General features: G+C 65.7%; 17 protein-coding genes. 16 read left to right on the top strand and 1 reads right to left on the bottom strand.

What is annotated here, in order from left to right:
* Positions 1-5: 5 nt before the first annotated feature.
* The 13 genes from NVS32_RS04260 (at position 6) to ffh (ending at position 14,561) form a co-directional block, all read left to right on the top strand.
* A complete protein-coding gene (locus tag NVS32_RS04260) occupies positions 6-1,676 on the top strand; it encodes a DAK2 domain-containing protein (RefSeq protein ID WP_258498829.1) in 1,671 nt (556 codons plus the stop codon).
* Between the two features lie 6 nt (positions 1,677-1,682).
* Positions 1,683-3,893 carry an ATP-dependent DNA helicase RecG gene (locus tag NVS32_RS04265; protein ID WP_258498831.1) on the top strand — a complete coding sequence of 737 codons (2,211 nt, stop codon included), beginning with the start codon at positions 1,683-1,685 and terminating at the stop codon, positions 3,891-3,893.
* A complete protein-coding gene (rsmD, locus tag NVS32_RS04270; RefSeq protein ID WP_032111634.1) occupies positions 3,890-4,474 on the top strand; it encodes a 16S rRNA (guanine(966)-N(2))-methyltransferase RsmD in 585 nt (194 codons plus the stop codon). The genes NVS32_RS04265 and rsmD overlap by 4 nt, the downstream gene beginning before the upstream one ends.
* Positions 4,467-4,976, top strand: a complete 510-nt coding sequence (coaD, locus tag NVS32_RS04275; RefSeq protein WP_258498833.1) for a pantetheine-phosphate adenylyltransferase — start codon at positions 4,467-4,469, stop codon at positions 4,974-4,976. The genes rsmD and coaD overlap by 8 nt, the downstream gene beginning before the upstream one ends.
* Positions 4,977-5,090: 114 nt before the next feature.
* Entirely contained in the window at positions 5,091-5,588 is a 498-nt protein-coding gene (locus NVS32_RS04280; protein ID WP_032111636.1) for an ATP synthase subunit B family protein, read from the top strand.
* Between the two features lie 5 nt (positions 5,589-5,593).
* A complete protein-coding gene (locus NVS32_RS04285) occupies positions 5,594-6,211 on the top strand; it encodes a YceD family protein (protein WP_258498835.1) in 618 nt (205 codons plus the stop codon).
* Between the two features lie 121 nt (positions 6,212-6,332).
* Positions 6,333-6,512 carry a 50S ribosomal protein L32 gene (gene rpmF, locus NVS32_RS04290; protein WP_032111637.1) on the top strand — a complete coding sequence of 60 codons (180 nt, stop codon included), beginning with the start codon at positions 6,333-6,335 and terminating at the stop codon, positions 6,510-6,512.
* 100 nt (positions 6,513-6,612) lie between these two features.
* Positions 6,613-7,602, top strand: a complete 990-nt coding sequence (gene plsX, locus NVS32_RS04295; RefSeq protein WP_258498837.1) for a phosphate acyltransferase PlsX — start codon at positions 6,613-6,615, stop codon at positions 7,600-7,602.
* A gap of 76 nt (positions 7,603-7,678) precedes the next feature.
* On the top strand, positions 7,679-7,918 hold the full coding sequence (locus NVS32_RS04300; RefSeq protein WP_258498838.1) for an acyl carrier protein: 240 nt from the start codon (positions 7,679-7,681) through the stop codon (positions 7,916-7,918).
* 25 nt (positions 7,919-7,943) lie between these two features.
* Positions 7,944-8,699 (top strand): ribonuclease III, encoded by a 756-nt coding sequence (gene rnc / locus NVS32_RS04305; RefSeq protein ID WP_258498839.1) that lies wholly within the window; start codon positions 7,944-7,946, stop codon positions 8,697-8,699.
* A gap of 23 nt (positions 8,700-8,722) precedes the next feature.
* Positions 8,723-12,265, top strand: a complete 3,543-nt coding sequence (gene smc, locus NVS32_RS04310; RefSeq protein WP_258498840.1) for a chromosome segregation protein SMC — start codon at positions 8,723-8,725, stop codon at positions 12,263-12,265.
* Entirely contained in the window at positions 12,265-13,167 is a 903-nt protein-coding gene (gene ftsY, locus NVS32_RS04315; protein ID WP_258498841.1) for a signal recognition particle-docking protein FtsY, read from the top strand. Before smc ends, ftsY begins: the two co-directional genes overlap by 1 nt.
* Before the next feature lie 2 nt (positions 13,168-13,169).
* A complete protein-coding gene (ffh, locus tag NVS32_RS04320) occupies positions 13,170-14,561 on the top strand; it encodes a signal recognition particle protein (RefSeq protein WP_258498842.1) in 1,392 nt (463 codons plus the stop codon).
* 120 nt (positions 14,562-14,681) lie between these two features.
* Here ffh and NVS32_RS04325 read toward each other — a convergent pair whose 3' ends face one another.
* Complete coding sequence (locus tag NVS32_RS04325) at positions 14,682-16,145, bottom strand: L,D-transpeptidase family protein (RefSeq protein WP_258498843.1); 1,464 nt, start codon at positions 16,143-16,145, stop codon at positions 14,682-14,684.
* Between the two features lie 173 nt (positions 16,146-16,318).
* On the opposite strand from NVS32_RS04325, the gene NVS32_RS04330 reads away from it, so the two are divergent.
* From NVS32_RS04330 to ftsH, 3 genes are all read left to right on the top strand, one after another.
* Complete coding sequence (locus NVS32_RS04330; RefSeq protein WP_258498844.1) at positions 16,319-17,143, top strand: TrmH family RNA methyltransferase; 825 nt, start codon at positions 16,319-16,321, stop codon at positions 17,141-17,143.
* A gap of 280 nt (positions 17,144-17,423) precedes the next feature.
* Entirely contained in the window at positions 17,424-19,319 is a 1,896-nt protein-coding gene (locus tag NVS32_RS04335) for a fructose-1,6-bisphosphatase (protein ID WP_258498845.1), read from the top strand.
* 137 nt (positions 19,320-19,456) lie between these two features.
* A complete protein-coding gene (ftsH, locus tag NVS32_RS04340; protein WP_258498846.1) occupies positions 19,457-21,361 on the top strand; it encodes an ATP-dependent zinc metalloprotease FtsH in 1,905 nt (634 codons plus the stop codon).
* Positions 21,362-21,511 lie beyond the last annotated feature (150 nt).

A 21,511-nucleotide genomic window follows, 5' to 3' on the forward strand; every position in this document is an offset into this window, starting at 1 on the left:
ATAAGATGATCGCGTCAGTCATCCGCACGTGCTTCCCCGTGGCGGCGAACGTCGTTGCCGAGCGAGCCGAGGAGATCAACAAGCTCAACGTCTTCCCCGTTCCCGACGGCGACACCGGTACCAACATGTCGCTCACCCTTGGGACCGTCGTCAAGGAGGTGGAGGCGCTCCCGCAGGACGCCACCATCGAGGACATCGCCAAGGCGATCACCCATGGCTCGCTCATGGGCGCACGCGGCAACTCCGGTGTCATTACCTCCCAGATTCTGCGCGGCCTCGCCGAGGGGCTCTGCGACGCCAAGGATCAGGACAACCCCACGGCCGCCGACATTGCGCACGCGTTCCGCCGCTCGGTGAAGGTTGCCTTCAAGGCTGTGCGCAAGCCCGTCGAGGGAACCATCCTCACCGTCCTGCGTGACATGTCCACCCGTGCCGACCAGCTCGAGAAGGCCCACATCACGGCCACCGAGATGCTCGACGCACTGGTCATCGAGGCCTACGAGTCCGTTGCCCGCACACCCGAGCTCCTGCCCGTCCTCAAGGAGAACGGCGTTGTCGATTCCGGTGCCTTTGGCTTCGCCACCTTCTTCGAGGCTTTCGTGAACGCGGTCGAGGGCAAGGCCGGCGAGGTCTCGGACTTCAAGACCACCGTGGACTCCGCTGATGCCAAGGCCGCCGTCTCGTCCAAGGTTGCCATCGAGCTCAACGACGACTGGGAGGGCTCGCAGTACCGCTACTGCAACGAGTTCCTCTTCCATGCCAACGACGAGTCCTTCGACCGCGACGCCGCGCTCGCGTTTCTCGCCACGATGGGTGATTGCGAGCTGCTCGTGGGCGAGTACCCAGACTTCAAGGTGCACGTGCACTCCAACACGCCCGACAAGGTCCTTGCCTACATGCTCAAGCGTGGCCAGATTTTCGAGGTCTTCATCCACAACATGGACCTCGAGGCCCACGAGCGCACGGCAAAAATCGCTGCCGACAAGGCAGCAGAGGAGAAGGCCCCCAAGAAGCCCCTTGGCTTTGTCGCGGTTGCCGCGGGCTCCGGCGAGGCATCGATCCTCACTTCGCTCGGCGTCGACGTGGTTGTCTCCGGCGGGCAGACCATGAACCCCTCCACGGCAGACATCCTCGCTGCGGTCGAGAAGACCAACGCAGAGAACGTGATCGTACTTCCCGACAACGGCAACATCCGCATGGCCGCCGAGGCTGCTGCTTCCGCCTGCGAGGACGCCCACGTTGCCGTGGTTCCCACCAAGACCGTCCCGCAGGCCTTCTCGGCAATGTTCGTGGCAGACCCCGAGGGTACCCTCGAGGACAACGTCGAGGCCATGACCGATGCCGTCTCAGAGGTGCGCGGCGGCGAGGTCACGCGCGCCGTGCGCGACTCCCAGGCCGCAGACGGCTCGCCCATCCACGCCGGTGACGTTATGGGCATCGAGGATGGTGCCATTACCGTGGTGGGTTCATCGGTGAAGGACGTCACCGTTGAGCTCATCCGCCGCATGCAGGAGGCAGAGGAGGGCGACACCCTCACCATCCTCGCCGGCAAGGATCTTGACGATGCCTCCTTCCAGGAGATCCTCGACGCCATCTCGGCAGCCGAGCCCTCGCTCGAGCTAGACTCCCACCGCGGTGAGCAGCCCCTCTATCCCATCGTCTTCTCCATCGAGTAGCGTCCTATGGGTGTCCCGCAGCAGGCGCCCGCGGGTACTGCCCCGAGCATCGGGGCCGCTGCGGGACGCATTGACAGGACGCTCGCCCTCACGGACAGCGTCTCTCGTCTTCGCTACGTCTCGTCGCGAGGCGCGTCTTCCCGGCTTGACGCGCTGGAGCGCCTGGGAATTCACCGCGTACGCGACCTCTTCCTGCACATCCCGCACCGCTACGTGGACTACTCGCATGTGGTGCCCATTAGCCATGCGGACGTGGGTTCCGAGGTCACGGTGGTGGGCACCGTCGACAAGGTGGAGCTCAAGCGGCCGCGGCCTCGTCTCACGGTGGTCGAGCTCTTCGTGTTCGATCAGACCGGCGTGCTCTCGGCGAGCTTCTTCGGGCAGCCCTGGCTGGCCGAGCAGGTCAAGCGCGGCGACAAGGTGGCGCTCTCGGGCAAGGTCGAGTTTGCCTACGGCTTCAAGCGGATGCGGGCGCCCTTTCACGAGGTTCTCGATTCTGACGCCAGCGCCTCGGCCTACAGGCGTGTTCTGCCCGTGCATCCTGTGGGGGAGGGCATCACCACCTCCTGGATGCGCCGCATTGTCTCGTGCGCCCTTGCCGACGTGGGGGACGTTACGGACTGGCTGCCCGCCCCGCTTGCCGCGCGACACGGGCTCATGACGCTTGCGCGTGCCATTCGCGAGGTCCACTTCCCGCAGACCCTTGCCACCGCCGAGCAAGCTAGAAAGCGCCTCGCCTACGACGAGCTCCTCTGCCTTCAGGTGGCCCTTCTCAGCCGCCAGGCCCTTGAGCTGGGAGACGTCCGCGCCACAACGCACAAGACGTTTGGTCCCCACACAGACGCCCTTCTCGCCGCGTTGCCCTTCTCGCTCACGGACGAGCAGCGCTGCGCCGCAGACCAGATTCTTGCCGACATGGCGGCACCCCGCATCATGAATCGCCTGCTTCTGGGCGATGTTGGCACGGGCAAGACGGCCGTTGCCGCCGTGGCGCTCGCTGCCGTGGCAGACTCGGGAACGCAGGCCGCCGTCATGGCCCCCACCTCCGTTCTTGCGCGCCAGTATGCCGAGAAGCTCGGGCCCGTGCTCGACGCGGCGGGCATCACCTGGGCACTTGTCACGGGGGCGACGCCCGCCGCCGAGCGCGCGGAGACGGCCAGGCACACGGCCGCAGGCGACCTCTGCGTGACCTTTGGCACCACGGCGCTCCTCTCCGATGACATCGCGTTCGCTCGTCTCACGTTTGTGGTCATTGACGAGCAGCACCGCTTTGGCGTGGACCAGCGCGCGTCGCTGCGCCGAAAGGGAGCGGGGGCGGACCTTCTCGCCATGACGGCAACGCCCATACCGCGCACGCTTGCGCTCTCCATCTACGGCGACGTGTCGCTCTCGTGCATCCGCAGGCGCCCCAGGGCCACGGCTGGCGTCACCACGCGCGTCATCACGCCCGAGAACCTCGACCTTGCCTACGGCTCCATCCGAAGCGCCGTGGCGTCAGGACATCAGGCATACGTGATCTGTCCCCTGGTGGACGATGCTGACACCGGAGACAGCCTGGGGACGGACCTCGACGACGTCCCAGAGTCCCAGCGCAGCCGGAGCGCCCACGTTCGCTCGGCCACTTCGACCTTGGCCGAGCTCTCGGAGCGGATCTTCCCGGACTTTTCCTGTGCGCTGCTCACCGGTCGCATGTCCGCTGCCGAGAAGGACGCGGTCATGGAGGACTTTCGTGCCGGGAAGGTGAACGTGCTTGTCTCCACCACGGTGGTCGAGGTGGGCGTCGACGTGCCCAACGCCACGGTGATGCTCGTGCATGACGCCGACCGCTTTGGCCTGGCGACCCTACACCAGCTGCGCGGGCGTGTGGGCCGTGGCGACTGGCCGGGCGAGGTGTGGCTCTCGTGTGCGGCAAAGCAGGGCACGCCGGCGCGCAAGCGCCTCTCGGCACTGGAGCACACCGCCGATGGCTTCGAGCTGGCGCGGCTCGACCTCAAGCTGCGCCGCGAGGGCGAGGTCCTGGGGTATCGCCAACATGGCGGCATCACGCTGCACGTGAGCGACCTTGCGGCAGACGAGGACCTTGTGGTGGCCGCGCACGAGGATGCACAGGAGATCTTTGCCAAAGACCCCTCCCTTGCCAGCCCGGGCTTTCGGCCCATGGCGCTGGAGGCCAGGGACCGCTTTGGCGCCTACTTCGAGGAGCTGGACAGGGCATGAGGGTTGTTGGCGGCAAGTGGGGCGGCGTGCCCCTGGAGTCACCGGAGGGTCGTGGCGTCACGCGTCCCACGACAGACCGCAATCGCGAGGCAATGGCGTCGATGATTCTCTCGGCGCGCGGGCTTAACCTGGGCGGCGCCTCGGTGCTCGACGCATTTGCGGGCTCCGGCGCCATGGGCATCGAGCTTCTCTCGCGCGGGGCGGACCGCTGCACCTTCATCGACCAGGATGCGCGTGCGGCCACCCGCGTGCGCCGCAACCTTGCCAAGGTTGGCGCCGAGAAGGTGGCCTACGCCGTGCTCCGCGGCGATGCCTGCCAGCTTGCCGAGCGCGGCCGCATCGCCGGGGCGCCCTTCGACGTTGTCTTTCTCGACCCGCCCTATGCGCTCTCGGCGGACGTCGTGAGTGCTATGCTCGAACACCTTGCTGCGCATGGCGCGCTGCGCCCGGGAGCGACCGTGGTCTACGAGCGCTCCGCGGAGGCGCCAGGGCTTGGCGTGCCGGGGCTCATCCCCGTGCGCACGAAGCGCTACGGCATCACCTGCGTGGACCTTCTTGAGAAAGGACAGGACGTTGACTAGCGAGCTCTGCACCCATGTGGTGGTGCCCGGTACCTTCGACCCGGTGACCCTGGGCCACATGGACGTGATTCGCCGTGCCCGCAAGCTCTTCCCACAGGTGACGGTAGCCGTGGCGGAGTCGCGCCACAAGCGCGGCACGGGCACCGAGTTCACGCTCGAGGAGCGCGTGGACATGCTAAAGCGCGCCCTGCGCGACGAGGGCATGACCGACGGCATCGAGGTGGTGCCGTTCTGCGGCCTTCTCGTTGAGTTTTGCAAGGAGCGCGGGGCAGGCGGCGTTGTCAAGGGACTGCGCGCCACGACGGACTTCGAGTACGAGCTGCAGCAGGCCGACCTCAACACCTACATGGCGCCCGACTTGGAGTCCATCTTCGTCATGTCGAGCCCCAAGTACGGCTACGTATCTTCCTCCATCGTGCGCGAGATTGCGGCCATGGGCGGCGACGTTGACTTCCTCGTGCCGCCGTGCGTGGCCGAGCGGCTCCGTGCGCACTATGCGTGAGCTTTGGCTCGTTTGGGGACTTGCGTTGCTTTTCTGCTACCATCGATATGATATGCCCCTCGGGCAGCGCACGGGAACGCCCGAGCAGTGGCCCGTACTCGAAAGGAGACCTGGATGCAGCCGGGTGAGGAAATAGAGAGCCTGGTCGACGAGCTCGAGCAGCTAGTGAACGAGGCGAAGTCCCCGCTCACCGGCGGCGGCCAGAAGAAGATAGTCGACGCGCAGGACGTGTACGAGATTCTCGACGAGATCCGCAGGGTCTTCCCGCAGGAGTTCCAGGACGCCCGCCGCATCCTCAAGGAGGAGCAGGAGACGCTCGACCGTGCCCAGCAGCAGGCCGATAGCATCATCGCCGACGCCCAGCAGCAGGCCATGATCCTTGCGGGAGACCAGGAGGTCGTCCGTCTCGCCCAGCAGCAGGCCGATAGCATCAAGGACCAGGCTGCCCAGTACGAGCGCGACACCCGCTACAACGCCGAGGAGTACGCAGACACCGTGCTCGCGCACCTCGAGGAGAACCTCAAGTCGCTCACCAATTCTGTCTCCCGCGTCCGCCAGACGCTCGACGAGAACTCCGGTCCGCGCAACACCTCGAACAACGTTCCCTGGTAAGCGCCATGCAGCCTGTGATTCTTGCTCTTGACGCGCGCCTTGGCGAGGCAGGTGACACCCTGCCCCTTAAGGGCCACCTCGACGAGACGTCCTACACCCTTGGCGAGCGCGAGTTCTCTCTGCCCTCGGGCATCGACTACGACCTCATGCTCACCAACGCGGGCGAGGGCATCCTCGCCACAGGCATCCTCACCACACACGTGGTGGGCACCTGCGACCGCTGCCTCAGCACCGCGGAGTTCGACGTGAGCGGCGAGGTCGACGAGTACTACCTCTTCGAGGAGCCCGAGGACACGGGTGACGACGATGACGACGAGCTCGACTTCTCGCTCGTCTCGGCCGACAACACCATCGACCTCTCGGGCGCGCTCCTCTCGTCGCTTGTCATGGAGACGCCCTTCGTGGTGCTCTGCCGTCCGGACTGCAAGGGTCTCTGTCCCGTCTGCGGCGCCAACCTCAACGAGGAGGACTGTGGCCACGCAGCCCAGATCGAGGAGGACCGCCTGAAGGCAAGCCCGTTCGCGGTTCTCGCCTCGCTGGACCTAGACCACAAGGGGGACGAGAAGGGCGATGCGCCCGTCCCCGGCGAGCAACCCAAAAACGACAAACCGGATGCGGAGTGAAGATATTGCCGCATCTGGCGCATATGCCCAATTGCGTGGTATAGTCATCTACGCATGATTTTTGGTCAAGTTGCCCCGCGTCTCTACGAGGGGCGCGGTGTAAGAGCAAGAGAGGTTCAAGATGGCAGTTCCTAAGCAGAAAAAGGGCCGTGGAGCCACGCACACCCGTCGTTCGGCCAACAGCAAGGTCGCCACTCCGGCCCGTTCCGTGTGCCCGCGTTGCGGAGCCCCCAAGCTCCCGCACCACGTGTGCCCCAACTGCGGCTACTACAAGGACCGCGAGGTCGTTGTCACCGAGTAGCCCCATGCCTGCAACATGGCCTGGGAGGTCGGTCCCTTCTGGGGTCGGCCTCCTTTTTTAATCTTGCGCGCGAGCGCCTCACAGCGACCTTGGAGGATAGATGACCACCATCTGCGTTGACGTCATGGGCTCCGACCGCGAGCCTCCCGTGCTGCTCGAAGGCGTTGCCAAGGCCCTCGAGCTCGACCCCGAGCTCAAGGTCCTCGTGGCGGGCGACGCCTCTGTGGTCGAGCCCTTCGCCCGCGACCACGAGCGCGCGGAGGCCCTCGTGACCACCGAGGTCATCGCCATGGACGAGCACCCCGCCTCCGCCGTGCGCAAGAAGAAGGACGCGAGCATCGTGCGCGCCGCCTCCGCGGTGCGCGCGGGCCAGGCGGACGGCCTCTTCTCGGCCGGCTCAACCGGCGCAGTGCTCACGGCTGCGACCTTTGGCATCGGGCGCATCAAGGGCATCCGCCGTCCGGCGCTCACGCTTGCCGCCCCCGGCATCTCGGGGAAGAAGACGGTCCTTCTCGACTGCGGTGCCAACGCAGACGTCCATCCCGACGCCATCGTGCAGTTTGCGCACATGGGTCGCGCCTATGCACAGGTGGTCCTTGGCGTCGAGGAGCCCCGCGTTGCGCTTCTCTGCAATGGCTCCGAGGATACCAAGGGCTCTGAGCTCGCACTGTCCTACCACAAGGCGCTCGCAGAGGGGAACTGCGGCTTTGTGGGCAACGCCGAGGGCACGGATCTTCTTGCTGGCACCTACGACGTGATCGTGGCAGACGGGTTCACGGGCAACGTTGCGCTGAAGACCATCGAGGGCACGGCAAAGTTCATCGTGTCTCGCGTCAAGGCCGCGGCAGGCGAGTCCAAGCGCGCGGGCCTGGGCGCCCTCATGCTCAAGCCGGCGCTCAAGACCGTCGCGGGCGAGCTCTCTGGCGACGAGATGGGCGGCGCCGTCCTTCTCGGCCTGCGCGCTCCCGTGGTCAAGGGCCATGGCAGCACCAGCGCCGAGGCCGTGGCCAGCGGCACCCTTGCCTGCGCCCGCGCCGCTCGCGGACAGCTCTGCGAACGTATCGCCAAGGCCTGCGAGAAGGCCGAGTAACGGGTACCATAGGCTCGTGTGTGCGGGCCTTCTCGGCCCGCGCGAATCGGCAACGTCAATCCGCTAGGAGGAACCCATGGACCATGACGCCATTCTCGAGAAGGTCATCTCGGTCGTGAACGACACCCTCGAGGTCCCTGCAGACGTCGAGCTCACCGAGAAGACCGCCTTCAAGGACCTCGGCGCAGACTCCTTTGACCTGCTCGAGCTGGTCACCGCCCTCGAGGACGAGTTCGACCTCACCTTTGATGACGAGGCCCTCGAGAAGATTGCAACCGTGGGTGACGCCGTGAGCGCCATCGAGGTCGCTCAGTAAGCTTTTGTAAGGGGAGCTCTCTCACTTGAACACGCATGAAAGGGTCAGCGAGGTGGAGCGCATCTGCGGCCATCACTTCACTGACAAAAGGCTCATAACGTCTGCCATCACGCACCCCTCGGCTGTGGAGGGAAAGCCTGTCTCGGCCTCCTACGAGAGGCTCGAGTTCCTGGGCGACTCCATCCTGGGTGCAATCGTCGCCACCGAGCTCTTCGAGCGCTTTCCCGGGCTCGACGAGGGCGCGCTCACAAGGCTCAAGATCTTGCTCGTCTCGGGCGAGACGCTCTCCGAGGTGTCGGGTGACCTCGGTATTGCGCCGCTCATCGTGGTGGGCGAGTCCGAGAAGGGCACGCACGCGCGCGGCATGCACTCCGCCCTCGAGAACGTCTACGAGTCCATCGTGGGCGCCCTCTATCTTGATGCCGGCTACGAGGACACCCGCAGGTTCGTGCTTGACACGCTCTCTCCGCACTTCACGCCCGAGCTTGTCGATCGCCTCTCCGAGCGGCCGATAAACCCCAAGTCGCGCCTGCAGGAGATCACCCAGCGCGACCTGCGCCTTGCTCCCGAGTACAAGCTCGTGGGCGAGGAGGGGCCTGCCCATGACCCCACCTTCACCTCCGTTGTGTTGGTCGACGGCAAGCGCGTGGGCCGGGGTTCCGGCCCCTCCAAGAAGAGCTCCGAGAACGCCGCCGCCGCGGACGCGCTCGAGCGTATGGGACAGGGCGGCGACAAGGGGGCAGACGCCAGCGTCGCCCCTGCTGACGCCGACGAGCACTAGCCCGAGAAGCGAGAGGACCACCCTTGTATCTGAAGTCGCTCACCCTCAAGGGCTTCAAGTCCTTCGCCGACAGGACATCCATGTCCTTCGACCCCGGCCTCAACGTGGTTGTGGGCCCCAACGGCTCGGGCAAGTCGAACGTCTCTGACGCCATTCTCTGGGTCCTGGGCGAGCAGAGCGCCAAGATGCTCCGCGGTCAGGCCATGGAGGACGTAATCTTCTCGGGCAGCTCCGCGAGGCCCGCCGTGGGCGTGGCGGAGGTCACCCTGGTTCTCGACAACTCCGATCACACGTTGCCCATCGACTTTTCCGAGGTGGGCATCACGCGCCGGATGTATCGCTCGGGTGAGTCCGAGTACCTCATCAACGGGGCGCCCGCGCGCCTCATGGATGTGCAGGACATCCTCCATGACTCGGGCCTGGGCAAGGACACCCACTCGATCATCAGCCAGGGCAAGCTTGACTCCATCCTCCAGAGCCGTCCCGAGGAGCGCCGCGAGCTCATCGAAGAGGCCGCCGACATCTCCAAGCACCGCAGGCGCAAGGAGCGGAGCCTCCGCAAGCTCTCCTCGATGGACGACAACCTGGCGCGCGCCAAGGTTGTGGCGCGCGAGATCAACCGCCAGCTCAAGCCCCTCGAGCGCCAGGTCGACAAGGCGAAGCGCGCCCATGACATCACCGAGCGCCTGACCGAGCTGCGCACGCAGCTCGCCGTTGACGACCTGCGCCGCCTGCAGGCCTCCTACGGCACGCTCTCGGCCCGCGGCCGCGAGGCCGACGCCGCCGTCGAGCTTGCCCAGTACCGCCTGGACGAGAAGTCCGCCGAGCTTGAGAAGTACCAGTCGCTCCTCGAGCAGAAGGGCCTCTTTGTGGGCGACCTCGGCGAGCAGCGTCGCCGCATGCAGGACATCCTCGGCCGTATGGACTCGGACATGCGCCTTCTGGAGGAGAAGGGCAAGAACATGGTCTCGCGCCTCTCCGAGATGCGCATGCAGCTCTCGACCATGCGCAAGCAGCGCGCGGACGTGACCGAGGAGCACGAGCGCGTGGCTGGCGACCTCTCCGACGCCCGCGTGCGCCAGCAAGAGCTCGAGGAGGGCATGGATGCGCTCTCGAAGGCGTCGCGGGAGGCGGTGGCGCACCGTCGCGAGCTGGAGGACGCCCTCAACAAGCGCCAGTCAGACGAGCGCCAGGCGCGCTCCGAGGCGGATAGGGAGACCCTCGCCTTTGCCAAGCTCGAGGACCAGATCTCGAACGCCGAGGTCGAGGATGGCATGTACAAGAGCCGCCTCGAGCAGGTCGCCGAGACCCTCGCCACAACAGAGGAGGCGCTGGCCGAGAGGGGAGAGCGCAAGGCCCGCCTTGAGGAACAGCTCGCAGACGCCCGCGCCAAGGCGGAGGAGCTCGCCGGCACCATTGCCGAGGCCCAGGCCGCGCTCAAGCATGCGCGCGACGAGGAGCGCTCTGCCCGCACGAAGCTCTCGTCCTCCGAGGCCACCCTCTCGGCGCTGCGCTCCGTCGACGCCAACGTGGAGAAGGCGAGCCCGCTTGTGGAGGCCGTCTCCAAGGGGCAGGCTGCCAGCCTCGTCGAGTGTCGCCTAGCAGACCTTATCGACGCCGACGAGGCAACCGAGTCGCTGGTCGAGCGCCTGCTTGGCGACGATCTTGCCGCCTTCGTCGTGGCGAGCGCCGCCGATGCCGGCACGCTCGCTGCCTCGGCGCTCTCGCAGGGGCGCGCCGAGGGCAGGGCTACCGTGGTCTTCCGCGAGGCCGCTCCCGTTGCGGTGGCGGCGGAGGGCGCTCCCGGCGAGGCGCTCATCTCGCACCTGCGCGTCTCTGACGCCGCGCGCCCGCTTCTCACGGCGCTTCTCGGCGACATCAGGCTCGTGGGCAGCGCCGAGGAGGCCATTCGCGCGCACCAGGCCATGCCGGCGCTCACCTACGTCACGCAGGACGGCGTCACCGTCACGCCCGACGGCCGCTGCGTGGTTGGCACCGCGCCATCGACCGAGGCGGGCGCCCTCGAGCGCAAGCGCCGCATCCGCGCCCTCGAGGAGGGCATGGGGGAGCTGCGCGCCTCGCTTGGGGCTGCGACGGAGGCCGTGAGCGCTGCAGAGTCTGCGCTTGCCGCGTCGCGCGACGGCGCTGCAGCCGCAAAGGGCGACGTCGCGCGTCTCTCCGGCGAGCTCTCCTCGGTCACGTCCGAGATGGGCCGCCTGGACGCCCAGCGCCAGCGTGCGGCGGACGAGCAGCGCCAGGTCACGCGCCAGCGCGACGCAGCCTCCGAGCGCGCGGCGGATGCCCGCTCGCACATCGAGGAGCACAAGGCAGCCGCTGCCGCCGCGCGCGCAAAGGCTGAGGAGCTAGTAGGCGGCCTGGGCGACCTGCGCACGCAGCATGACGAGGCAGTGCGCGCCCAGGGCAAGGCGTCCCACGAGCTCTCTGACGCGCGACTTGAGCTTGCGATGGCCAAGGAGCGTGCCAAGAACCTCTCGTCCCGCGAGCGGGAGCTTGCCAACCGCAAGCACGACCTCGATGCCCGCATCGTGGCAACCGAGGAGGGATCGCGAGCCCTTGAGGTGGTGCGCCTGCGCGTTGACCCGCTCCACGACCGCTACGACGCCATCCGCACCCGTGCGCTCGACTGGGCCGCGCGCCTCAAGGACCGCGCCTCGCTCGCCGAGGCTGACTCCGACTCCCTGAAGCGCACCATCGGCGACGCCAAGTCCGCCGTGAACGATGCCACCGCCGAGCTCACACGCGCCCGCGACGCCGCGTCTGCGGTGAAGGTTGACCTCGGCCGTCTGGAGGTTCAGGTCCAAAACGCCATCGATGCCATCCAGGCAACGGGCTTCGTGCTCGACGAGGCGCTCTCGCTCCCCGCACCGGACGACCGCGAGGCCGCCGAGCGCGAGGCGGACCAGCTCGAGGGCCAGCTCGCCTCAATCGGCCCCGTGAACGAGGTCGCGATGGACGAGTACATCCGCCTGAAGCAGCGTGCGGACTACATTGGCGAGCAGGTCGCAGACCTCGAGGCCGCGCGCATGGCGCTCAAGAAGATCAACGCCGCCATCGACCGCAAGATGCGCAACAGGTTCCTCGTGGTCTTTGACAAGGTGAACGAGAACTTCTCGGAGATCTTCTCGATGCTCTTCCCGGGCGGCCATGCCCACATCGAGATGACCGATCCGGACAACCTCTCCGAGACGGGCATCGAGATCGTGGCGCAGCCCAGAGGCAAGCGCATCACCAAGATGTCTCTCATGTCCGGCGGCGAGAAGTCCCTCACGGCGCTGGCGCTCCTCTTTGCCGTCTACAAGACGCGCACAGTGCCCTTCTACGTGTTTGACGAGGTAGAGGCCGCGCTCGACGACTCCAACCTCTCCAAGCTCCTTGACGCCATCGAGCAGCTCAAGGACACGACGCAGCTCATTGTCATCTCGCACCAGAGAAGGACGATGGAGCAGGCTGACGTCCTCTACGGCGTCTCCATGCAGGCCGACGGCGTGAGCCACGTCGTCTCTCAGCGCCTCGACAAGGCGACTGGAAAGGTGGTCGATGCCTGATGGGCTTCTTCGACAGGCTGAAAAGCGGCCTCTCGCGCTCGCGCGAGGCCATCAACGAGATCTTCTACATGGGTGGGGAGGTCGACGAGGACTTCTGGGAGGACCTCGAGGACACGCTCGTGATGGGCGACATGGGCGGCGAGCTTGCCATGCGCGTGGCCGACGACCTGCGCGAGCAGGCGGCGCGCGAGAACCTCACCCGCGCAGACCAGCTGCGTGACGCCTTGGCCAAGCGCCTTGCCCAGGAGTTCCGAACGGCCGATCGCGACCCCTTCGAGGACGTGCCCTCGTGCGTCCTCTTTGTGGGCATCAACGGCGCCGGCAAGACCACCACGGTGGGCAAGCTCGCCGGCCGTGCTCGCGACGAGGGCAAGTCCTGTCTCATAGGAGGTGCCGACACCTTCCGCGCCGCCGCCATCGAGCAGCTCGAGGTGTGGGGTAAGCGCGCAGGCGTGGACGTCATCACCCGCGAGCGCGGCGCGGATCCGGCGAGCGTCTGCTACGACGTGGTCGAGGAGGCCGAGAAGCGCGGCTCTCAGCTGGTGCTCATCGACACCGCAGGGCGCCTGCACACCTCGTCCGACCTCATGCGCGAGCTCGCCAAGGTGGTCAACGTCACGCGCAAGCGCTGCACCTCCATGCCGGTCACCGTCGTCCTTGTGATTGACGCCACCACCGGCCAGAACGGCCTTGCGCAGGCCAAGGAGTTCAACGACGCCCTGGACCTCGACGGGCTTATCGTCACCAAGCTCGATGGCACCGCCAAGGGCGGCATCGCGCTTGCGATCTCCGACCAGCTGGGGCTTCCCATCTACCGCATTGGCGTGGGGGAGTCCATCGACGACCTTGAGACCTTCGACGCGCTCGACTTCTGCCGCGCACTCGTTGGGGAAGGAAAGTAGCCATGTTCAACAGCCTCTCCGAACGCCTCCAGGACACCTTCGACAAGCTCCGCGGCAAGGGCAAGCTCACCGAGGCCGATATCAACGTGGCCATGCGCGAGATCCGCATGGCCCTGCTCGAGGCCGACGTCAACTTCCGCGTGGTCAAGGACTTTGTCGCCTCCTGCAAGGAGAAGTGCCTCACGGCCGAGGTCCTGGATTCGCTCACGCCCGCGCAGAACGTGGTGCGCATCGTGCTCGACCAGTTGACCGAGCTTCTCGGCACCACCGAGTCCAAGCTCGTGCTGGCGCAGAACCGCACGCCCAACGTGATCATGCTCGTTGGTCTGCAGGGCTCGGGCAAGACCACGGCCGCGGCCAAGCTCGCCTACCTCCTCAAGGGCCAGGGCCACTCTCCGCTGCTCGCCGCCTGCGACACGCACCGTCCCGCAGCTGCCGACCAGCTGGCCACGCTGGGTAGCGAGATTGGTGTGCCGGTCTTTCGCGGTGACGGCAAGGATGCGGTCAAGGTTGCCTCGGCGTCCATCCGCGAGGCGGTTGACCACCTGAATGACATCGTCATTGTGGATACGGCTGGCCGCCTGCAGATCGACGAGGAGATGATGCAGGAGGCGGTCGCCATCAAGCAGGCCGTCAAGCCCGACCAGATCCTCATGGTGGTTGACGCCATGACCGGCCAGGACATCGTGAACGTGGTGCAGACCTTCGCCGAGCGCGTGGACTTCGACGGCGTCATCATGTCCAAGCTCGACGGCGACGCGCGTGGCGGTGGCGCCCTCTCCGTTCGCGCGGTGACGGGCAAGCCCATCAAGTTTGTCTCGATGGGCGAGAAGCCCGATTCGCTCGAGGTCTTCCATCCCGACCGCATGGCCAAGCGCATCCTGGGTATGGGCGATGTCTACGGGATCATCGAGCAGGCCCAGAAGGTAGCCGACCAGGAGCAGATCGACGCGGCCGAGCGCATGCTGCGCGAGGGCTTCACGATGGATGACCTTCTCGGCCAGATGCAGCAGATTAGAAAGATGGGCGGCCTGGCAAAGATCATCTCCGCACTTCCCGGCGGTGAGCGCGCGTTGGCGCAGCAGGGCGGCGTAGACGAGAGCTCGCTCGGGCGCATCGAGGCCATGATTCGGTCCATGACCAAGGAGGAGCGCGCGCGGCCAAAGATCATCAACGGCCAGCGCAGGAAGCGCATCGCGGCTGGCTCCGGGCGCAGCGTCCAGGAGGTCAACCAGCTCCTCAAGCAGTGGGGCGAGATGAACAAGATGATGAGCAAGATGCGGGCGGCCACCCAGGGCGGCAGCAAGAAGCAGCGTCGCCAGATGCAGTCGATGATGCGCAACATGGGCATGGGCGGCGGCATGCCCGGCGGCGGCCGCGGCTGGGGCATGTAGCGACGCCAGTCCATGAGTTCCGTGCGCGCCTGTTGAAGAAAGGGGCCCTCTGGCGTAAAAAGGCGCCGGAGGGCCCATATCGTAGGACCCCCCGGCGCCTTTGCCGGACCCAGCTTCGTGCTACTCGTGGATGATGACCACGTCGCCCACGTTACACAGCGAGTAGAGCTTGTCCGCGTCATCGTAGGAGAGGTTGATGCAGCCGTGGCTGCCGTTGGTGAGGTAGATGTCGCCGCCAAAGGCCGAGCGCCACGGCGCGTTGTGGAAGCCCATGAGGTTGCCCACGACGCCCATCCAGAAGTCCACGTGGCTCACCCACTGGGGGTTGCCCGACTCGTCGTTGGGACCGACGAGCGTTGAGGGGCTCTGCTTGTTCGTGATGGTCCAGGTGCCCTGCGTCGTGCTGCGGTTGAGGTTGGGCTGACCGGTCACAACGTCGGCCTGCCAGATGGCAGAGCCATCCGAGTCGAAGAAGATGGCGTGCTGGTCGGAGATGTCCACGTCGATGTAGCGGGTTGGCCAGTCCTGGCATCCGGGGTTGTACGTGGCTGCCGTCGTGTAGCAGGGCAGCTCAAGCGTGGTGGGGGAGCCCGTCATGATGTTGTTGTAGATGTCCTGCGCAGCCTCGGCACCGTTGATCGACCAGCCGTAGACGCCGCCGGCCACCACGGACTCCTGGACGCCGTCGGGACGCGTGTAGGTGCGTGCCGTGCCCACCGAGTCTGTCTTTGCGGAGAGGCCACCCTTTGCCCAGGTGGTGATTGCATCCTGGCTGAGGGTCACCGAGAGGTCGTCTCCAATGGTGATCCACTGAGAGATGAGGTCGGCGTCAACGGTCGTGACCTCGGTGCCGCCAAGCGTGAGCGTGACGGTTGCGGCGAGCATAGCGTTCGCCGTCTTGATGGCATCGTCCACGGACTCCCCGGCCTGGAGAGATTCGTCGCCAAGCTCGATGGAGGTCGCGAGGGACTTGACCTGCCCCGCGATTGCCTGGGTGGCCGCAGCCTGATTGATGCGGCTCGCCTGCGCGCTGTCAGATGCGGTGTAGACCTTCTCCGTTGAGTCATAGGTGACGTCGGAGGTGCTTGATCCACCGTTTGCGGAGGATGCGGCACTCACGGCGTTTGCCAGCGCGGTCGCGATGGCATCCGAGTTGAGCGTGACGTAGGAGGAGACGTCACCCGTCGAGAGACTCTGTGTGGTGCCCTGCGCGAGCTCAACGGGCCAGGCCCAGGGGTGCTGCTGGGCAATGGCGGCGCGCGCGGCGCTCTCGCCGTCATAGGCCAGCGAGACGTCCGCCCCATCAAGCTCGAACGAGACGCCGTCGCCCGAGACGCTTGCCTTCCAGCCAGACGTCTTGGTGGCGGAGAGCGAGCTTGCAACCTCGTCGACGCTCATGAGCGAGACGTCCTGACCATCTACGCTGGTAGAAGGCATGAAGAAGAAGTTGAAGTACGCCACGCCCCCCAGGTATACGGCGACGACAACGGCAAGCGAGACGAGAAGAGCAATGACGGGGCCGCGGCCGTTGTGTTTTTTCTTGTGCGAGCCGGCGAAGTGCCCGCCTCGTGAGGACTGTTTCATGGTGATGGCTGGTCTCCCTCAGGATGGGATGAGTGTTTGTTCCAGAGTGCTGTCATGTGTGACTATAGTAACCCAGGGCGGCCAACAGCCGTCCCCCGACCGACTCATGAGAAAAGCTCCAAAGGCCAGGGCGGCATGAAGCCGGCGCGGAGTGTGACAGGAAGGCGAGTGACGTGGGCTTGCAGAAGGTACGCATCGAGAGCGCGGATGACCCAAGGCTTGACACCTACGTGCGGCTCACCGACCACCAGCTCAGAAACAAGCTCGAGCCCGAGAAGGGCGTGCTCATCGCCGAGTCCAGGCTGGTCGTTGAGGTTGCTCTGGACGCAGGTCTCGAGCCCCTCTCGTTTCTGGTCGATGACGCCAGGTTGGAGTCGTGTGCGGACCTCATCGAGCGCGCCGGGTGCGTTGCCTATGTGCTGCCGCACGACCAGATGGAGCGCCTCACCGGCTTCAACGTAAACCGGGGCTTGCTCTGTGCCATGCGCCGTCCGCGTCCGCAAGCGGTGGAGCAGGTGCTTCTCGGCGCCCGTCACGTTGCCGTACTCGAGGACCTCGTCGACGTGACCAACGTGGGGGCGGTATTCCGCTCGGCGGCTGCCCTTGGTGCAGACGCCGTGCTCCTCTCGCCGCGCTGCGCAGATCCCCTGGGCAGGCGCGCAGTGCGAGTCTCCATGGGGACGGTCTTCCAGGTGCCGTGGGCGCGCGTCGATGCCGGCGCCTGGCCTACGGACTTTGTGACAGACCTCCGCGGCAGGGGCTTTACATGCCTCTCCATGGCGCTCGAGGAGGGCGCCGTGCCCATCGACGACCCGGGGCTGGCGTCTGCCGAGAAGGTCGCGCTCTTCTTTGGCTGCGAGGGCTACGGGCTTGCGCGCGCAACGCTTGATGCCGTTGGACGCTCCGTTATCATCCCCATGTCAAACGGGGTCGACTCCCTGAACGTTGCCGCGTCCTCCGCCGTCGCGTTCTGGGAGCTCTTCGCTCGCAGGAGGTAGGTGGGGCCGTTTCTCTGGAGGTCTTCTAGAAGGCTGCCTCCTTCCGAAGGCCGTCCCCCCTCATAACGCCGCATCCCCACCTGCAAATTTCGATTGGTTAGGGGCGGCTAAACGATCGGAATCTGCAGGCTAATTACGACCTTGAAAATTTCGATCGGTTAGACGGGTGCCCAGCGAACCCCAAGCGGCCCAACCAAAGGCGTCTCGCCGAATTCACGCCGTTGGCCCCGGGGGCCCGGTGCAGACTAAAACGATGCAACCGTCTGAGGGAGACCGCCACATGCAGGAGAAAGACCCTGAACAGCTCAAGTACCTCGAGCTTCTCTCCGAGAAGTTCCCTACCACGCAGGCCGCGTTCACCGAGATCATCAACCTCGAGGCCATCCTCAACCTGCCCAAGGGCACCGAGCACTTTGTCTCGGACGTCCACGGCGAGTACGAGGCCTTCGAGCACATTCTCAACAACTGCTCGGGCGTCATCCGCGAGCGCGTGGAGGAGATCTTCAACCTCGAGCTCACGGCAAGCGAGCAGGCCGACCTCTGCACGCTCGTCTACTACCCCGCCGAGAAGCTCCGCCGGCTGCGCGAGGAGGGCACGGCCACCAGCGAGTGGTATGCCATCACGCTCATGAGGCTCGTTCGTCTCGCGCGGCGGCTCTCCGGCTCTTACACCCGCTCCAAGGTGCGCAAGGCCATGCCCGTGGCCTATGCCTACATCATTGACGAGCTCCTGCACATCTCGCCCGACGAGCGGGAGACCCGCCTTGCCTACCACCAACGCATCATCGACACGATCATCGACACTGGTTCTGCGGACGACTTCATCTGCTCGCTTGCGGCGCTCATCAAGCGCCTGGCCGTGGACCACATGCACCTGGTAGGCGACATCTTTGACCGAGGACCACATGCCGACAAGATCTGCGACCGCCTCATGGGCTACCACTCCATCGACGTCGAGTGGGGCAACCACGACATCGTGTGGATGGGCGCGGCCTCTGGCTCTGCCGCGTGCTTGGCGGCCGTGATTCGCAACAACATCCACTACGAGAGCCTCTCGATCCTCGAGAGCGCCTATGGTGTGAGCCTGCGCGAGCTGACGCTCTTCTCGGAGGCAACCTACACGCAGGACGACGGTATGACGCCCATGGAGAAGGCCATCTCGGTCATTCTCTTCAAGCTCGAGGGGCAGGTCATCATGCGCCATCCCAACTGGCACATGGAGGACAGGCTGCTTCTGGAACACGTTGATCCCGCCCGGGGCGTGCTCGACCTCAACGGCACCGCATACGAGATGCGCACGCGAGATTTCCCCACGCTTGACCCGGCGCACCCCTACGAGCTTTCGGTGGACGAGAGACGCGTGATGGACGGCCTCATGGACGCGGTGCGCTCCTCGGACAAGCTGCGCGCCCACATAGGCTTCCTCTACGACCACGGCTCCGCCTACCTGGTTCGCAATGGCAACGCAATCTTCCACGCCTGCGTCCCCATGAACGAGGATGGCGCCTTCTGCGCCGTGCGGCACCAGGACCGGCTCCTCGCCGGCCGCGAGTACTATGACTACGCCGACCGCCTTGCGCGCCAGGCATGGCACGAGCATGACCAGGTCTCGCTCGACTGGATGTGGTACCTCTGGTGTGGGCGCTACTCACCGCTCTCGGGCCGCGTGGTGAAGACGTTCGAGCGCACCTACCTCACCGACCGCTCCACCTGGCAGGAGCCGCGCGACCCCTACTTCAGGCTCACCGAGAAGCCCGAGGTGGCGCGACGCATACTCGCGGAGTTTGGTGCAGACCCGGTGCACGGCCACATCATCAACGGCCACACCCCCGTCCACGCCGCGGACGGGGAGAGCCCCGTCAAGGCGGGTGGCCTGCTCGTTGTTATCGACGGGGGCTTCTGCCAGGCCTACCACAGGACCACGGGGATAGCGGGCTACACCCTCATCTCTGACCCCCGGGGCATGCGCATCAAGGCGCACCGCCCGTTTGGCACCATTGCCGACGTGCTCGACCTCAATGCCGACATCATGAGCGACGACGACCGCTTCGAGATCTACCCCAGCCCCAAGACCATTGGCGACACGGACACAGGCACCCAGATTCGCGGGCAGGTTGCGGACCTGAGGGCGCTTCTCGACGCATATCGCACCGGCCTTCTGCCCGAGAGGGGATAGGCCAGCCCGCCACGTCTGGGCCGGAGCCCGCAACGTGCGGTACCCGTGAATGGTTGATACACGTTACTAATGGATCCCCGGCAAATGGGTACGCTAGAGCCAGGTTCATGCACGGCACCGGACGAAAGGGTCCACAAATGGACATGGATGACAACAAGAGACGCAGGTCGATGCTGATCTACGTGCTCATCGCGATTGTGGTGTACCTCGCGGTGAGCCAGACGCTCTATCCCAACCTGGTGAGCTCCCAGGTGACTGAGACCAGCTACTCTCAGTTCCTCGAGGATGTCGACAACAACAAGGTTGTCTCGGCCGAGATCGACACCAGCAACAACGAGATCAAGTACACCGAGGGCACAGGCGACTCCCAGAAGATCTACAAGACCACCGCATGGCCCAACGACGACTCCCTCGCCACCACGCTCAAGGAGCACGGCGTCGACATGACGGCGTCGATCCCCGATACCTCGGGTGACCTCTGGCTCTACATGCTCATTGCCTACGGTCTGCCTCTCGTTGGCCTGTTCCTGCTCGGCTGGTGGGCAAACCGCCAAATGAAGAAGCAGATGGGCGACGACGGTCCGTCGATGAACTTTGGCGGAGGCGGCTTTGGCATGGGCGGCGGCCTTGGCCGCTCCAACGCCAAGGAGGTCAAGGGCGAGGACACCGGCGTCACCTTCAAGGACGTCGCAGGCCAGGACGAGGCCAAGGAGTCCCTCCAGGAGATCGTCCACTTCCTCAAGAACCCCGGCAAGTACAACGAGATCGGCGCCAAGTGCCCCCGCGGCGCGCTGCTTGTTGGCCCTCCGGGCACGGGCAAGACGCTGCTCGCCAAGGCCGTCGCAGGCGAGGCGGGCGTGCCGTTCTTCCAGATCTCCGGCTCCGAGTTTGTCGAGATGTTCGTGGGCCGCGGCGCTGCCAAGGTGCGCGACCTCTTCAAGCAGGCCAAGGAGAAGGCCCCCTGCATCGTCTTCATCGACGAGATCGATGCCGTGGGCAAGAAGCGCGACATGTCCATCAATTCCAACGACGAGCGCGAGCAGACCCTGAACCAGCTGCTCTCCGAGATGGACGGCTTTGACAACCACAAGGGCATCGTGGTTCTCGCCGCGACAAACCGTCCCGAGACCCTCGACCCGGCTCTGCTGCGTCCCGGTCGCTTTGACCGTCGTATCCCCGTGGAGCTGCCCGACCTCGCCGGCCGCGAGGCCATCCTCAAGATCCACGCCAACGACGTCAAGATGGAGCGCGACATCGACCTCAGCGTGATCGCCCGCTCCACGCCCGGTGCCTCCGGCGCCGACCTCGCCAACATCATCAACGAGGCGGCCCTGCGTGCCGTGCGCTACGGTCGCAACCGCGTCTCCCAGGAGGACCTGGAGGAGTCCGTCGATGTGGTCATTGCCGGCGAGAAGAAGAAGTCGACGGTCCTCTCGGAGCACGAGAAGGAGGTCGTGGCCTACCACGAGACCGGCCACGCCATCGTCGCTGCCATGCAGACCGGCTCCGCGCCCGTCCAGAAGATCACAATCGTCCCGCGCACCTCGGGCGCCCTGGGCTTTACCATGCAGGTGGAGGAGGACCAGCACTTCCTCACCACGCGCAAGGAGGCCAAGGACAAGATCGCGGTGCTGTGCGGCGGCCGCGCGGCCGAGGAGCTCATCTTTGGCGAGATGACCACCGGCGCCTCCAACGACATCGAGAAGGCCACCCAGATCGCGCGCGCCATGGTGACCCAGTACGGCATGTCCGACAAGTTTGGCATGGTTGCCCTGGGCCAGCAGCGCAGCCGCTACCTTGGTGGAGGTGCGGAGCTCACCTGCTCGGAGGGAACCGCGCAGGAGGTTGACGCCGAGGTCCAGGCACTGGTCGAGGAGGGTCACACGCAAGCCATGGAGACCCTCAAGGCCAACCGCTTCAAGCTCCACGAGATCGCTCACTACCTCCAGAAGAAGGAGACCATCACGGGCGATGAGTTCATGAAGATGCTCAAGCGCGATGACGGCTTTGCTCCACAGTTCTCCGCACAGAGCGCCAAGTAGGCTCTCGCGACCATACGTCGGTAAGCAGCCCGGCTCCAGCGACCTTCCGCTGGGGCCGGGCTTTTTGTACGAGCTGCGCTTGCTGGCAGAACACCCGTGTGTTTGGGCCGTGACGCCTGGCGGAGCGGCCTTTGGCCGGGACCTTAAGTT

The organism is Tractidigestivibacter montrealensis, assembly GCF_024741235.1.
Taxonomy (GTDB): Bacteria; Actinomycetota; Coriobacteriia; order Coriobacteriales; family Atopobiaceae; genus Tractidigestivibacter; species Tractidigestivibacter montrealensis.